At 63.1% G+C, this 14,831-nt stretch carries 13 protein-coding genes and 1 pseudogene; 8 read left to right on the top strand and 6 right to left on the bottom strand.

Annotated features, from left to right (window positions below; all coding sequences use genetic code 11):
- Positions 1-21: 21 nt before the first annotated feature.
- On the bottom strand, positions 22-1,575 hold the full coding sequence (locus tag EOA79_RS12025; RefSeq protein WP_095823998.1) for an acetolactate synthase large subunit: 1,554 nt from the start codon (positions 1,573-1,575) through the stop codon (positions 22-24).
- A 110-nt stretch (positions 1,576-1,685) separates the two neighbouring features.
- Complete coding sequence (locus EOA79_RS12020) at positions 1,686-1,889, bottom strand: hypothetical protein (RefSeq protein ID WP_095823999.1); 204 nt, start codon at positions 1,887-1,889, stop codon at positions 1,686-1,688.
- Between the two features lie 705 nt (positions 1,890-2,594).
- Between EOA79_RS12020 and EOA79_RS12015 the strand changes: the two genes are divergently transcribed.
- From EOA79_RS12015 to EOA79_RS12005, 3 genes are read left to right on the top strand one after another with little or no spacing between them, the layout of a single operon-like run.
- Positions 2,595-4,544 (top strand): PrkA family serine protein kinase, encoded by a 1,950-nt coding sequence (locus EOA79_RS12015; RefSeq protein WP_066990342.1) that lies wholly within the window; start codon positions 2,595-2,597, stop codon positions 4,542-4,544.
- A gap of 20 nt (positions 4,545-4,564) precedes the next feature.
- Positions 4,565-5,875, top strand: a complete 1,311-nt coding sequence (locus tag EOA79_RS12010; RefSeq protein WP_095824000.1) for a YeaH/YhbH family protein — start codon at positions 4,565-4,567, stop codon at positions 5,873-5,875.
- 27 nt (positions 5,876-5,902) lie between these two features.
- On the top strand, positions 5,903-7,447 hold the full coding sequence (locus EOA79_RS12005) for a SpoVR family protein (RefSeq protein WP_095824001.1): 1,545 nt from the start codon (positions 5,903-5,905) through the stop codon (positions 7,445-7,447).
- Positions 7,448-7,500: 53 nt separating this feature from the next.
- Here EOA79_RS12005 and EOA79_RS12000 read toward each other — a convergent pair whose 3' ends face one another.
- From EOA79_RS12000 to EOA79_RS11990, 3 genes and pseudogenes are all read right to left on the bottom strand, one after another.
- Positions 7,501-8,391: a transporter associated domain-containing protein gene (locus EOA79_RS12000; RefSeq protein ID WP_067319184.1), complete on the bottom strand. Its 891-nt coding sequence runs from the start codon at positions 8,389-8,391 to the stop codon at positions 7,501-7,503.
- A pseudogene (gene aroB, locus EOA79_RS11995) lies at positions 8,388-9,483 on the bottom strand (3-dehydroquinate synthase). The gene EOA79_RS12000 and the pseudogene aroB overlap by 4 nt, the downstream one beginning before the upstream one ends.
- Positions 9,480-10,094, bottom strand: a complete 615-nt coding sequence (locus EOA79_RS11990) for a shikimate kinase (RefSeq protein ID WP_095824002.1) — start codon at positions 10,092-10,094, stop codon at positions 9,480-9,482. The pseudogene aroB and the gene EOA79_RS11990 overlap by 4 nt, the downstream one beginning before the upstream one ends.
- A 206-nt stretch (positions 10,095-10,300) precedes the next feature.
- Between EOA79_RS11990 and EOA79_RS11985 the strand changes: the two genes are divergently transcribed.
- The 5 genes from EOA79_RS11985 (at position 10,301) to EOA79_RS11965 (ending at position 14,299) form a co-directional block, all read left to right on the top strand.
- Positions 10,301-10,453, top strand: coding sequence for a histidine kinase (locus EOA79_RS11985; protein ID WP_066990358.1), 153 nt, complete (start codon positions 10,301-10,303; stop codon positions 10,451-10,453).
- 9 nt (positions 10,454-10,462) lie between these two features.
- A complete protein-coding gene (locus EOA79_RS11980) occupies positions 10,463-11,377 on the top strand; it encodes a site-specific tyrosine recombinase XerD (RefSeq protein ID WP_095824003.1) in 915 nt (304 codons plus the stop codon).
- Positions 11,378-11,476: 99 nt separating this feature from the next.
- Positions 11,477-12,427: an acetyl-CoA carboxylase carboxyltransferase subunit alpha gene (locus EOA79_RS11975; RefSeq protein ID WP_067319192.1), complete on the top strand. Its 951-nt coding sequence runs from the start codon at positions 11,477-11,479 to the stop codon at positions 12,425-12,427.
- 300 nt (positions 12,428-12,727) lie between these two features.
- On the top strand, positions 12,728-14,047 hold the full coding sequence (locus tag EOA79_RS11970) for a murein L,D-transpeptidase family protein (RefSeq protein ID WP_095824004.1): 1,320 nt from the start codon (positions 12,728-12,730) through the stop codon (positions 14,045-14,047).
- A gap of 12 nt (positions 14,048-14,059) precedes the next feature.
- Positions 14,060-14,299: a sulfurtransferase TusA family protein gene (locus EOA79_RS11965; RefSeq protein ID WP_067319197.1), complete on the top strand. Its 240-nt coding sequence runs from the start codon at positions 14,060-14,062 to the stop codon at positions 14,297-14,299.
- A gap of 19 nt (positions 14,300-14,318) precedes the next feature.
- On the opposite strand, the gene EOA79_RS11960 is transcribed toward EOA79_RS11965, so the two are convergent.
- Positions 14,319-14,831: GTP-binding protein (locus tag EOA79_RS11960; protein WP_206639240.1), on the bottom strand; the 513-nt coding region annotated here is incomplete at its 5' end.

Genomic DNA, 14,831 nt, shown 5'->3' with positions numbered 1-14,831 from the left:
GCTCGGCGGGCCGGGGGCCGCTCAGATCACCGCTTCGATGAGGAACGGCCCCGGACGCGACAGCGCGCTGTCGAGCAGCGAGTCGAAGCGCTCGCATGTGTCGGCGCGGGCTGCTTCCACCCCCATGCCGGCTGCCAGCGAAACCCAGTCCAGAGCCGGCTGATCAAGGTCGAGCATTCGCCTGGCATTCTCGCCGATCGCGTTCACCCCGACATTGCGCATCTCGCCGTGCAGGATGGCGTAGGTCCGGTTGGAAAAGACGATCGTCACCACGTCGAGCTTTTCCCGCGACTGGGTCCATAAACCCTGCACCGTGTACATGCCGCTGCCGTCCGCCTCCAGATTCAGCACCTTGCGGCCAGGACAGGCGATGGCCGCGCCAGTCGCCATTGGAATGCCGCCGCCGATCGATCCGCCTGTGCCCATCATGTAATCGTGCGGGGCGGCAAAGGCCGAGAGCGCAAAATAGCGCCGCGCCGAGGTGACGGCCTCGTCGCAGACGATCGCATTCTCCGGCAGCTTCCGGGCTACCGAAAGTGCAACCGCGTCGTCCGTCAGCTTGCCGCGCGGGGCCGGCTCATTGGGAAAGGCCGTGGCGACGGGCACCGGCTGCGACGGTTTGATGCCCAGTTCGTCGCGAAGCGCAGCGAGTGCCGCCTTCAAATTCTCGCCATGCTCGGCCAACGACATCACTTCACAGTCTTCGCTCACAAGCCGGCCCGGCTTTCCGGGATAGGCAAAGAACGCCACCGGTTCACTGGCTCCGACGAGGATCAGGAGATCGATGTCGGCAAGGAGGGTGCGCGCGGAGTCGATCGGATATGGAACGCGGGTAGGCGCAACGCGGCCCCGGCCGCGCTGCATCCGGGCGATCAGAACGTCGCTGAACAGCCGGACATCCGAAACCGCCGATATCTGTCCGGCGATTTCCAAGGCATCCTCACGCGCGGCCGGCCCACGCAGGATCATGCCGACGCGACCGGGCGCGACGCGAATGGCTCCGGCAATCTTGCGCACGATAGCTGCATCGACCGAAGGCGGCGCCGCAAGCTCTACCTTGGCCGACAGGAGCGGACTGGCCTCTCCCCACGCCGCATCCGCCGGCAGGATCAGCGTAGCGATGCCGGGAGGCGTCAGCGAAGCGCGAAAAGCCGCCTGCGCGGCCGGCGCGACGTCGGCCGGACCGGCGATGCGGCGGACCCAGTTCGACATCGGCGCGGCGAGACCTTCAATGTCGCTGGTGAGCGGCGCGTCGAGCGGCAGGTGATAGGAGGCATGGTCGCCAACGATGTTGATCATCGGCACGCGGGCGCGCCGGGCATTGTGGATGTTGGCCAGGCCATTGGCCAATCCGGGGCCGGTGTGGAGCAGCGTCGCGGCCGGGCGGTCGGTCATCCTGGCGTAGCCGTCGGCGGCACCCGTCACCACACCCTCGGCAAGACCGAGCACGCAGCGCATCTCCGGCTTGCGGTCGAGCGCGGCGACGAAGTGCATTTCCGAGGTACCGGGATTGGCAAAGCAGACATTCACGCCATTCGCCAGCAGCACATCGCAAAGCACATCGGCGCCATTCATCGCGTTCCCTCTCGTCCGATTGTCCCCGGACAATTGAGCCGACAAGTGTTCATGCCGCAATGTCCGGTCAACGACTTTGAAGTGATCCAGTTTCAGGAGTGCCGGCGCGTTCAGGCGACCCTCGCCTTCAGGAAAGCCATGACGGCGGCAGTCAGCGCATCGCCGTTCTCCCCGAAGCGGTGGTTGAATCGCCATATGCCAATAGGCGCCGCCGTCGAATAGGGCGACTTTGGTTCCCCTGCCCGTAGCCGGGCCGCGCGATCGTGGGCCGCGGTTGCATGGCCGGCGCGCTCCGCCGCCCGGGGAAGCACCATGGAACATTTGCCTGATCTGGCGGTTTGATGCAGGCCCGGCCCTGGCCTCGTCCATGCTGGGCGGATTGCTAGTCGGACCGAAGGACCGATGCCCTCGGCCGACGCTTCCGAACGGTGACCACCAATGAGGAAGACGTATCGACCTCCATCCGCGCCGCCCAATCGGCGCACAAGCCGTTCGGAACCTCTGCGCCTGTTTCCGGCAATTGCGCTGGCGCTATTCCTTTCGGCTCCGGCGGCTGCGCATCAGGCGCCCACGGGCTGGCAGTATGACAGCTCATGCTGCTCGGGAATGGACTGCTACCAAGCACCCGCGGCCGACGTGAAGGAAACGAAATATGGGTACCAGCTCTCCACCGGAGAGCTCATTCCCTACTCCGATCGTCGGATCAGGCGTTCGCGTGACGAGTTCTTTCACGAGTGTAAGCCCGGAGGCGACGCGAATTCTCAGCATTCCTTCTGCCTCTACGTTCCCGACCACGACATGTGAGTGGAAAACCTAAGATTTTCCTTGAAGCTCTCCCGGCCATCACCACCTAATCATCATGGGTGAGCATTCCGTCCGCATCGGGTGCTGTGAGTCGTCAATGCCCGATTGCAGGCGCTCTCTCTCATATGAGGGAACCACAATGCTTTCCGGCAGTTGAATACGAGACGAGCCGACTGGCCGACTGGCAACCAGAGCGGCTCTGAGGGCAGAATATCATGCGAGAGAACCAATCCGACGTCTTCGATCTGTTTTCGGAGATATATTCCAACGCGGCCCAGGAAGAGATGAGCCTCCAGCAGTATCTGCTTGGCTGCCGCGAAGACAAATCCATGTATGCCTCGGCGCCCGAACGAATGGTCGAGGCCATCGGCGAGCCCAATCTGGTCGACACCAGCAAGGATGAGCGGCTCGGGCGCATCTTCTCGAACCGGACCATCAAGGTGTACCCCTCCTTCTCCGATTTCTACGGAATGGAGGATACGATCGAGCGCATCGCCGGATATTTCCGTTATGCCTCGCAGGGTCTCGAGGAGCGCAAGCAGATCCTTTACCTGCTCGGGCCGGTCGGCGGCGGCAAGTCCTCGCTTGCCGAACGGCTGAAGAAGCTTATGGAACAGCGCCCGATCTACACGCTAAAGGTTGGCAACCAGATCAGCCCTATATTCGAATCGCCGCTTGGCCTTTTCCATCCCGATCGGATGGGCGATCTGCTGGAAGACAAATACGGGATAGCCCGCCGCCGCCTGAATGGGCTCATCTCGCCTTGGGCGGCCAAACGGCTCGACGAACTGTCCGGCGACATTTCCAAATTCAGCGTGGTCAAGCTGTCGCCATCGCGTCTGCGTCAGATCGCCATCGCCAAGACCGAGCCCGGCGACGAGAACAACCAGGATGTCTCGGCTCTGGTCGGCAAGGTCGACATCAGGCAGTTGGAACATTTCAGCCAATCCGATCCGGATGCCTACTCCTACAGCGGCGGCTTGAACCGGACGACGCAGGGCCTGCTCGAGTTCGTCGAGATGTTCAAGGCGCCAATCAAGGTCCTGCACCCGTTGCTGACGGCAACCCAGGAAGGCAGCTACAACGGCACCGAGAATTTCGGCTCCTTCCCCTATCAGGGCATCGTCGTTGCCCATTCCAACGAATCGGAATGGCAGCAATTCAAGAACAACAAGAACAATGAGGCCTTCCTCGACCGCATCCTCGTGGTCAAGGTTCCGTACTGCCTTCGCATCACCGAAGAGAGGCAGATTTACGAGAAACTTCTGCGCGAGAGCGATCTGGCGAACAGTCCCTGCGCGCCAGAAGTGCTGGACATCCTCAGCCGTTTCACCGTCTCGACCCGGCTTGCCGAGCACGAGAACTCGCCGCTCTACACCAAGATGCGCGCCTATGACGGCGAGAACCTCAAGGAGATCGACCCGAAGGCGAAGTCGGTCCAGGAATATCGCGATGCCGCCGGCGTCGACGAAGGCATGACCGGGGTCAGCACGCGCTTCGCCTTCAAGATTCTGTCGCAGACTTTCAACTACGACACCAAGGAGGTCGCAGCCGATCCCGTGCACTTGATGTACATCCTCGAGGAGGCGATCAAACGCGAGCAATTCCCGAAGGAAACCGAAGCCGCGTACCTCGAGTTCATCAAATCGGAACTTGCAGCGCGCTACGCCGAGTTCATCGGCCACGAGATCCAGAAGGCTTACCTGGAATCGTACAGCGAGTACGGCCAGAACCTTTTCGACCGCTACATCGCCTATGCCGATGCCTGGATCGAGGATCAGGACTACAAGGATCCCGATACCGGCCAGATCCTCAATCGCGAGGTCCTGGACAAGGAACTGTCGCAGGTTGAAAAGCCGGCCGGCATCGCCAATCCCAAGGATTTCCGCAACGAGGTGGTCAAGTTCACCTTGCGCGCCCGGGCGCGCAACCATGGCCGCAATCCGTCCTGGACGAGCTATGAAAAGCTTCGCGAAGTGATCGAGAAGCGCATGTTCGGTCAGGTCGAGGATTTGTTGCCGGTGATCAGCTTCGGCTCCAAGCAGGACAGCGTCACCGAGAAGCGGCACAACGAATTCGTGCAGCGGATGGTGGAGCGCGGCTACACTCAGCGGCAGGTGCGCCGGCTGGTCGACTGGTACATGCGCGTGAACAAGGCTGGCTGAGCAAAGCCCGAAGGGTTCGCATGCCGATCTTCATCGACCGCCGCCTGAATCCGAAGGACAAGAGCCTGAGCAATCGCCAGCGCTTCCTCAAGCGCGCCCGGGAAGAGCTCAAGCGCAGCATCCGCGACCATGTCCGGACAGGCCGCATCGCCGAGGTCGACCGCGAGCATGCCGTGCCGATGCCCCGCAAAGGCACCAGCGAACCGACCTTCAGCGACGCCAGGGATAGTGGGCAGCGCCAGTACATACTGCCCGGCAACAAATCGTTCAGTCCCGGTGATCTGATACCCAAGCCTGGCGGCGGCGGCACTGGCTCTTCGGCGCCGGGAACCAAGCAATCCGAGGACGACTTTCGCTTCGTGCTGTCGCGCGAGGAAGTGCTCGACCTCTTCTTCGAAGATCTCGAACTGCCCGATCTGGTCAAGCTCAATCTCAAGCAGATACTGAGCTTCAAGCCAAGACGGGCGGGCTTCACGGCAAGCGGGGCGCCGACCAACGTCAATGTCGGACGCACCATGCGAAACAGCCACGGCCGCCGCATCGCGCTCAGGCGTCCCAAGCAGGCGGAGCTGGACGCCATCTCAACGCAGATCGCCGAGTTGGAAGCGAAGCCGCCAACCGAGGCAACGCGCGAACGCATCGCTGCTCTGCGCGAGGAAGTTGATCGGCTTGAACGCCGGCGCAGGCGGATCGCCTATGTCGATCCGGTCGACATTCGGTTCAACCGCTTCGACCCCCAACCGGTGCCGAATGCCAGCGCCGTCATGTTTTGCCTGATGGACGTGTCGGGATCGATGGGAGAGCGCGAGAAGGATCTGGCCAAACGGTTTTTCGTGCTGCTGCATCTGTTCCTGACGCGGCGCTACGAAAGGACGGACATCGTTTTCATCCGCCACACCCATGAGGCCAAGGAGGTGGATGAGCACACCTTCTTCTACCACACCGAGAGCGGCGGTACCGTCGTCTCGACGGCGCTCGAGGAAATGCACCGCATCATAGAGCAGCGCTATCCGGTCGCGGAATGGAATATCTATGCCGCTCAGGCTTCCGACGGCGACAACTTCGCCACCGATTCCGAGCGCTGCATAGAACTTCTCGACCGCAAGCTCATGCGCCTGTGCCAGTATTTCGCCTATGTGGAAATCATCGACGAACGCGAAAGCCACATTTTCGGCTCCACCGAGAACGGAACGTCGCTCTGGCGCGCCTACAACGCGGTCGACGGAAAGTGGCCGAATTTCCAGATGAGGCGCATCGCGGCTCCCGCCGATATCTATCCGGTCTTTCGCGAGCTCTTCGCAAGGCAGCCTAGTCTGCGCAAGAGCGCGTGAGAACGCGAGCGGATGGGACATAGGCCGATGGTCAATCAGGCGCGCAAATCCGAACTGTTATTTTCCGGGTCGGACTGGGATTTTGCGAAACTGTCTCGGGTCTACGACGAGATCGAGGCGATCGGGATCGAAGAGCTTCACCTCGACATCTATCCGGTGCAGATGGAGGTCATTTCCTCCGAGCAGATGCTCGACGCCTATTCCTCGGTCGGCATGCCGCTGATGTATCGGCATTGGTCGTTCGGCAAGCATTTCCTCTACAACGAGCTTCTCTACCGCAAGGGCGCGCGCGGTCTGGCCTATGAACTGGTCATCAACTCCAACCCTTGCATCGTCTACCTCATGGAAGAAAACACCATGGCCTTGCAGGCCCTGGTGACCGCCCATGCCGCGCTTGGCCACAACCATTTCTTCAAAAACAATCATCTCTTCCGGCAATGGACGGACGCCGGAGGCATCCTGAGCTATCTGGACTTCGCCAAGGGCTACATCGCCCGATGCGAGGAACGGCACGGACTGCAGGCCGTCGAGGCGGTGCTCGATGCCGCCCACGCGCTGATGGAGCAAGGCGTGTTCCGCTACCATCGGCCGCCGAAGCTGTCGTCGGAACAGCAGCGCGAAGGCCTTCGCGAGCGCCTCGAATATGAGGAGCGTTCCTACAATGATTTGTGGCGCACGCTGCCGACCGCGCAGGACAAGAACAAGCCGGAGGCAGGGGACGAAAGCTTGGCCGAGCGGAAGAAATCGCTCAATCTACCCGAGGAGAACCTGCTCTACTTCCTCGAGAAGAACAGCCTGGTGCTTGAGCCCTGGCAGCGCGAGATCATCAGGATCGTGCGTGTGATCGCGCAATATTTTTACCCGCAGCGGCAAACCCAGGTGATGAACGAAGGCTGCGCCACTTTCGTCCACTACACCCTGATGAACATGCTTTTCGATCGCGGCCGCATTAGCGAAGGCGCCATGCTCGAGATCTTGCGAAACCATTCGAACGTGGTTTTCCAGCCGGCCTATGACGATCCGCGTTATTCCGGGATCAATCCCTATGCGCTGGGCCTCGGCATGATGCAGGACATCCAGCGCATCTCGACCGAGCCGACCGCAGAGGATCGCGACTGGTTTCCGGACATCGCCGGCCGCGGCGACTGGCGCGACACCTTGCTCGACGCCTGGGCCAACCACCGTGACGAATCCTTCATCCGCCAGTATCTGAGCCCCGCTCTGATCCGGAAATGGCGGCTCTTCGTGCTGGCCGACGGCGCCGACGAGCCGCATTACGAGGTCGCCTCGATCCATAATGAGCGCGGCTACAGCAAGATACGGTCCGCGCTGGCCCGAAGCTACGATGTAGGGGCGAGCCGGCCCGACATCCAGGTGGTCGACGTGGATCTTCTGGGAGACCGGCATTTGCGGCTGCAGCACAAGGTCAAGGACGGCATCCAGCTAGAGGACGAAAGCCGCGACGCGACCTTGCGCCACATCCGGAGCCTATGGGGTTATGACGTTAGCCTGGCGGCAATGGATGCCGAAACCGGCGCCGTGCTCAGCGAGCGCTCGACGAAGGAACTTTGACCTCCGAGACGCAGGAAGCCGCCGTCTGCAGGCGGGTCTGACCTCGGCACACCCTAACCCTCGCCAGCGGGCCGGATCCTCAACCTTGCTATGCGGTTCTTGTCGCGCTTCATCACCACGAAACGCTTGCCGTGAAAGGTGAAGGCCTGCTTCTCGTCTGGGATCGTCTGCGTCTCATGAATGACCAGACCGGCGATCGTCGTCGCCTCCTCATCCGGCAGATCCCAGTCGAGCGCCCGATTGAGGTCGCGAATCGCCACCGTGCCGTCGACGACGACCGAGCCGTCGGCCTCCTGCTTGACGCCTTGCATGTCGACATCGTGCTCGTCCGCGATCTCGCCGACGATCTCCTCGATGATGTCTTCCAGCGTCACCAGCCCTTCCATCTCGCCATACTCGTCGACGACGATGGCGAAATGCGCCTTGCGCCGCAGGAAGGCGTTGAGCTGATCCTGCAAGGTGGTGGTGTCGGGCACGAACCATGGCTTCGAGGCGATCTTTGTCACGTCGATCTTGGAAAAGTCGTTGCCCACCTCGTTGAGCGCCCGCAGCAGATCCTTGGCATGCAGCACGCCGACGATGTTGTCGAGCGAGCCTTTCCAGAGCGGCATGCGGGTATGCGGGCTCTGCAGAATCTCGCGCACCACCATTTCCGGCGGATCGTCGGCGTTGACCGAGCGCATGTTGGTGCGGTGGACCATCACGTCCGAAACCTCGAGCTCCTCGAGTTCGAAAAGCGCGCCCAGCCGGTTGCGATCCTCGCGCGCCTGCCCGCTGCGGCGGGTCTCGTCGCCGTTCTCGTCCGGCTCATCCTGCTCGGGCTCCGTCGGTTCGATCGGCCGCAGACTGTAGCCGAGCGCCGCGAAGAGCCGCGTGCGCAAGAGAAACGCCAGCACGATCACGGCGGCAAGGACGGCTGCGGCGATCCAGCCGAAGTCGATCATCCGGGATGGCTCGCCTTGAGGAAGGACAGCACTTCGGAGGGCGGCACGTCCTTGGCGATAAAGGCCTGGCCGACGCCGCGCGTCAGGATGAAGGTAAGCGCGCCGCGCGACACCTTCTTGTCCTGGGTGATGAAGCCAAGCAGCGTCTCGGCATCCGGCAGTTGGCCCGCTATGTCGGCCATCCGCCAGGGCAGGCCGACGGCGCGAAGGTGCGCCTCGACGCGCTCCGCGTCGTCCGGGCTCGCTAGATTGAGACGCGCCGAGAAGCGGTGCGCCAGCGCCATGCCGATGGCGACCCCCTCCCCATGGACGAGACGGGCACCGTCATAATTCGTGGCGGCTTCGAGCGCATGGCCGAATGTGTGGCCGAGATTGAGCAGCGCGCGGTCGCCGGTCTCGAACTCGTCGCGGGCGACCACATCGGCCTTGGCGCGGCAAGCCTCGGCGATGGCTTCGGTCCGTTCCGGGCCGCCGGCGAACACCTTTTGCCAGTTCTCCTCCAGCCAGGCGAAGAAGCCGGGACGGTCGATCAGCCCGTATTTGGCGAGCTCGGCATAGCCAGCGCGGAATTCGCGGATCGGCAAAGTGTCGAGCACGCCGGTATCGGCAAGCACCAGTTTTGGCTGGTTGAAGACCCCGACAAGGTTCTTGCCGCGCGCGCTGTTGATGCCGGTCTTGCCGCCGACGGAAGAATCGACCTGCGCCAGCAGCGATGTCGGCACCTGCACGAAGTTCATCCCGCGCCGCACGATGCCGGCGGCGAAGCCGGCAAGGTCGCCGATGACGCCGCCGCCAAGTGCCACGACGACATCGCGCCGTTCGAGCTTGGCGGCGAGCACGCCGTCGACGACCTCTTCGAGGTGGGTGAAGCTCTTGGTCTTTTCACCGGCCGTCATCACCCTGCCGGCCGGCCTGCAGCGTTTCGAGATGCGCTGCGGCGACGTTCTCGTCGGTGACGATGGCCGCACGCGTGCCGGGAAGGCGGCCTGCGATTTCGGTTCCTGAGCCGGAAAGCAGGCCGGGCCCGATAAGTATGTCATAGGCACGGTCGCCGAGTCCGACCTCGACCTTCACCGGTTCGCTATGGCTCAAGGCTCCACCTCGTCGTCGCTGGTGGCGATTGGCGCGATCCCAAGGTAAGCGCAAAGCGCGCATACCACCTCGCTGGCGATGACTTCCTTGCGGTCGTCGCGGGTCGAAACCGTGAGGTCGGCGGTGGCATAGACCGGGTAGCGCTCGCCCATCAGCTTCTCCAGCACGCCGCGCGGATCTGGATTCTTCAACAGCGGCCGGTTCTGCTTCTTCGAAACCCGCTCCATCAGGAGATCGAGATCGGCCTTCAGCCAGACCGAGACGCCATGCGCCTCGATCGCCTCGCGCGTCTGCGCGTTCATGAAGGCGCCGCCGCCGGTGGAAAGCACCTGCGGGCCGTTTTCGAGCAGACGCAAGATGACCCGCTGCTCCAGCGCCCGGAACTCAGGTTCGCCATAACGGTCGAACAGCTCCGGCACGGTCATGCGCGATACGCTCTCGATCTCCTGGTCGCTGTCGATGAAGGGCAGGGAAAGCATTGTCGCCACCTTGCGGCCGATTGCGGTCTTGCCGGCGCCCATCAGGCCGACGAAGACGATCGAGCGGCTGCCGAGCCGCTCGAGCAGCGCGACACGGCCTTCGTCCGGCGGATTTGCTGGCAGCGCGTTCATGCGGAACCCTCTTTGCGCCGTATCGACATCAAAAGCCCGTTTGCGTCAAGCAGGCCGCCGCAGGCGGGCCAGATCGCCCCTCTTCCGTCGAGAAGCTTCCTCGACAAATCCTCTGCCCCAGCCCTTCGTCCTTGAATTGGCCGGAATGGCGTCCCATAAGGGCACAGGGTTTGGAATCGCAGAACAAGAAGACGGGCGAAGACTGAATGCCGACATTGTTTCGCTTTGTCGTGACGCTGGCGGTTCTTGCAGGCGTCGCTTATGGCGCGATGTTCGCGCTGGCGATGTTCGTGGAGCCGAAAAAGGCCGAAATGAGCGTGCGCATTCCCGCGGAAAAGCTCAATCCGAAGAAGAACTGACCCGGCCAAATGAACAGCGCGGCCCGCATCGAAGCCTTTCTGGAGATGATGAGCGCCGAGCGGGGTGCGGCCGAGAACACGCTTTCCTCCTACCGCCGCGACCTCGAAGACGCCTCCGAAGCTATCGGTGGCGGGCTGGCCGGAGCGGCAGCTGCCGACATCCGCGCCTATCTCGACGACATCGCGGCGCGTGGCTTTGCGCCGACCTCGCAGGCGCGCAAATTGTCGGCGATCCGCCAATTCTTCAAATTCCTCTATGCCGAGGGCCTGCGCGGCGACGACCCGACCGGCACGCTGGACAGCCCGAAGAAGGGCCGGCCGCTGCCGAAGACCATGACCGAGGCTGAGACGGGCCGCCTGGTCGACCGCGCGGCCGAGGAGGCGGGCGGGGCCGCGCCCGACGGCGACCGGTTGGCGGCGCTGCGCCTGCACGCGCTGGTCGAGGTGCTCTATGCCACGGGCCTGCGCGTTTCCGAGCTTGTCGGTCTGCCGGTGACGGTGGCGCTGCGCGACGACCGTTTCTTCATGGTGCGCGGCAAGGGCGACAAGGAGCGCATGGTGCCGCTGTCGGCCAAGGCGCGCGCCGCGATGCGGGCGTGGCTTGCCGCCAGGGCGGAGGTGCCGGCCTATGCCGACAGCCCGTTCCTGTTCCCAGCCTCTTCCGACAGCGGTCATCTCTCCCGGCAGGTTTTCGCACGCGATCTCAAAGGCTTGGCGGCGCGGGCCGGCATCGCCTCGACCAAGATCTCGCCGCATGTCCTGCGCCACGCCTTCGCCAGCCACCTCCTGCAGAACGGTGCGGATCTCAGGGCCGTGCAGCAACTGCTTGGCCACGCCGATATCTCCACCACGCAGATCTACACTCATGTGCTGGAGGAGCGGCTGGTGCGGCTGGTCAACGATCATCATCCGCTTGCCGACTAGGCTTCATACCGCTATGTGAGGGCGACGTTCCACCGCCCGGAGCCAGCATTTCCAGGGTTCCGCCAGCCATTGCCTTCCGACGGATCGGTCCGCCCCAGCATGTATAATTACCTCGATTTCGAAAAGCCGGTGCAGGATCTGGAACTCAAGATCCTTGAGCTGAAGAAGCTCGCGGAGAACGGCGAGGCGGTCGATGTCGCCGACGAGATCGGCAGGCTGGAGAAGCGTTCGCGCGATGCGCTGCGCGATCTCTACAAGGCGCTCACCCCTTGGCAGAAGGTCCAGGTGGCCCGCCATCCGGACCGGCCGCACTGCCTCGACTACATCAAGGGCTTGTTCAGCGATTTCACGCCGTTGGCCGGTGACCGCAATTTCGGCGACGACCAGGCGATCGTCGGCGGTTTTGCCCGTTTCCGCGGCGAGCCGGTGGCGGTGATCGGCCAGGAGAAGGGCTCCGACACGGCAAGCCGCATCAAGCACAATTTTGGTTCGGTACGGCCCGAGGGATACCGCAAGGCGGTTCGGCTGATGGAGCTTGCCGACCGCTTCAAGATCCCGCTTTTGACGCTGGTCGACACCGCCGGCGCCTATCCCGGCGTCGGCGCCGAGGAACGCGGTCAGGCCGAGGCCATTGCGCGCTCGACCTCAGCCTGCCTAGCGCTCAAAGTGCCGTCGATCTCGGTGGTCATCGGCGAAGGCGGCTCCGGCGGCGCCATCGCGATCGCCACCGCCAACCGCGTCTACATGCTTGAGCATGCCATCTATTCGGTGATCTCGCCCGAGGGCGCGGCCTCTATTCTTTGGCGCGACACCACCCGTTCCAAGGACGCGGCGACCAACATGAAGATCACCGCCCAGGATCTTCTCGAAATGAAGATCATCGATGCCATCGTTCCCGAGCCGATGGGCGGCGCCCAGCGTGCGCCGGAAACGGTGATTGCCGCCACCGGCGATCTGATCGCCAAGACGATGAAGGACTTTGCCGGCGCCAACACCGATTTCCGCGAGCAGCGCCGCGAGAAATATTTAGCGATGGGCCGCAGCCTTTAATGCATGTCGCGCAAAACTGTGCAGTGGTTTTGCGAAAACGACATGCATGAAAACAAAGCACGTGAGTCTGCCCCAGCGCCACCCGTTTAATTCGGCCGTTCGCCGCAACTATGGCGGCGATTAACAATTTCGCCACAAAAATGCCGCCGCATTCGGCTCAATGAAAATATCCGCGAGGGGTTGGCTATTGCTTGCGGTAAGGAATTTTCAAGGTTAACGGGCTTACGGTCCATTGGTGTTGAGCCTGCGGGCCGGCCATGCCGAGGCCGTTGGCCTGAGAGAAAAGACAAAGCCGTATCGATGTTTGCCAAGCTTGCCCGCACCGGAGTCCTTGTCGCCGCGATAGGCATCGCCGGCTGCAATGATTCGTCGATGAAGGATTTTGCGCCGGAGGCCAACAAGCCCCTGCCGGATAAGATCCTCGCCGACATGAAGGCCAAGGGCATGGTGCGCACCTCCTCGGTGATGGCGCGCATCTTCAAGGAAGAAGGCAAGCTGGAGATCTGGAAGGCCAAGACCAACGGCCGCTACGATCTCGTCGCCACCTACGACATCTGCAAATGGTCGGGCAAGCTCGGCCCCAAATACACCGAGGGCGACCGCCAGGCGCCGGAAGGCTTCTACACGGTGCGTCCGTCGCAGATGAACCCGCGCTCGAACTACCATCTGTCCTTCAACATCGGCTATCCCAACGCCTATGACAGGGCCAACGGCCGCACCGGCTCCAATCTGATGGTGCACGGCGCCTGCTCCTCGTCCGGCTGCTATTCGATGACCGATGCCCAGATCGAGCAGATCTATGCTTTCGGCCGCGATGCCTTCCAGGGCGGCCAGACCGAGTTCCAGATCCAGGCCTTCCCGTTCCGCATGACCGCCGCCAACATGGCGCGCTACCGCAACGACCCGAACTACGAGTTCTGGAAGATGCTGAAGGTCGGCTACGACAATTTCGAGATCACCAAGGTGCCGCCGAAAGTCGACGTCTGCGAGAAGCGCTACGTCTTCAATCAGGCAGCGCCCGAAGGCGCCACTTTCGACCCGACAGGCCCCTGCCCGGCAATGACACAGCCTGATTCGTTGAAAACGGCCTACGCCGACTACGAAAAGCGCTACGACGCCGCCTTCAACGCCGCGGTCAAGGGAAGCATACTACCGCCTAAGCCGGCCATCGCCGGCATCAAGGAAGCTAGCATCGTTTCCGACTGGTCCAAGCGCCGCGCCCGCGGCGAGCGCGTGCCGATCGACCCGCCGTCGATGAATGCGGACGGCTCGGTAACCGAGACGACGCGGATGGGCCGCATCGATTCCCCGCTCGGCCGCAAGATGGCCGCGCTCGACGCGGAGAAGGAGGCCAAGCGCAAGGCCGAGGAGCAGCGGCTTGCGGCGATCGAGGCGGCCAAGGCCGCGAAGGCGCAAGCGCAGGCTGAAAAGGCGGCCGCCAAGGCGCAGGCTCTGGCCGAAAAGGAAGCCGCCAAGCAGGCGGCTCAGCAGCCGGTGGTCACCGCGGGCGTCGAGGCGGCTTCCGCGCAACCGGTGCCGGAAACGCAGCAGGCGGCAAGTGCCGACGAAGGCACGGTCTCGAAGCTGAAGAAGAAACTGCTCGGCATGTTCGGCGGCTGAGATTTCTCGATCTTGGCCTGGTCCGCCGCTACCTACGATCTGAAGGGGCTGAACTGCCCGCTGCCGGTGCTGAAGGCGCGCAAGCGTCTGGCCGCGATGCGGCCTGGCAGCCGTCTGTGGCTGGAAACCACCGACCCGCTGGCCGTGATCGACATTCCGGCCTTCTGCGCCGATGCCGGCCATCAGCTGATCGAGACGGCGGCGGTCGACGGCGGCCATCGCTTCCTGGTCGAGCGCGGCGGCGCGGCATAGGCCAATCGGACCTCTGCAGCTACAGCCCGGCGATCGCCAGCGGATTGGCCTCGAGCGCCGCCCGGTCGGGCGTGTCGATCGACGGCTTGTTGGTGAAGGCGGAAAACAGCCGCTGGACATAATCTTCCGGCATGTCGAGCGTGATCAGCACCAGCCGCGTGCCGCGCCGTCCGTCCGGCCATGACGGCAGCCTGGCCGGCGGATGCAGGATCTTCTGCACGCCGTGGATCACCAGCGGCCGTGACGGATCCTCCTGAAGTTCGATGACGCCCTTCATGCGCAGCAGTTTCTCGCCATGCGTCGAGCGCAACAAATCGAGGAACATCTCGATCGCCGAGAACGGCACCGGCCCGTCATGGACGAGCGAGTGGGAGCGCACGCGGCCGTCGTGGCGGTGGTCGTGATGATGGGAGGCGTGATCATGACCATCGTCGTGGTGATGATGATCATGCGCCGCCTCCTCTCCGAGCCAGCGCCGCACGTCGGCGCTCTTGGTTTCGGGATTGTAGAGGCCGCAATCGAAAAGCGACGC

Origin of the sequence: Mesorhizobium sp. M1A.F.Ca.IN.020.03.2.1 (assembly GCF_004023205.1) — a bacterium.
In the GTDB taxonomy this organism is placed as follows: domain Bacteria; phylum Pseudomonadota; class Alphaproteobacteria; order Rhizobiales; family Rhizobiaceae; genus Mesorhizobium.
The sequence above is the reverse complement of the archived record's forward strand: the minus strand, read 5'-3'. Positions and strand labels throughout refer to the sequence as shown.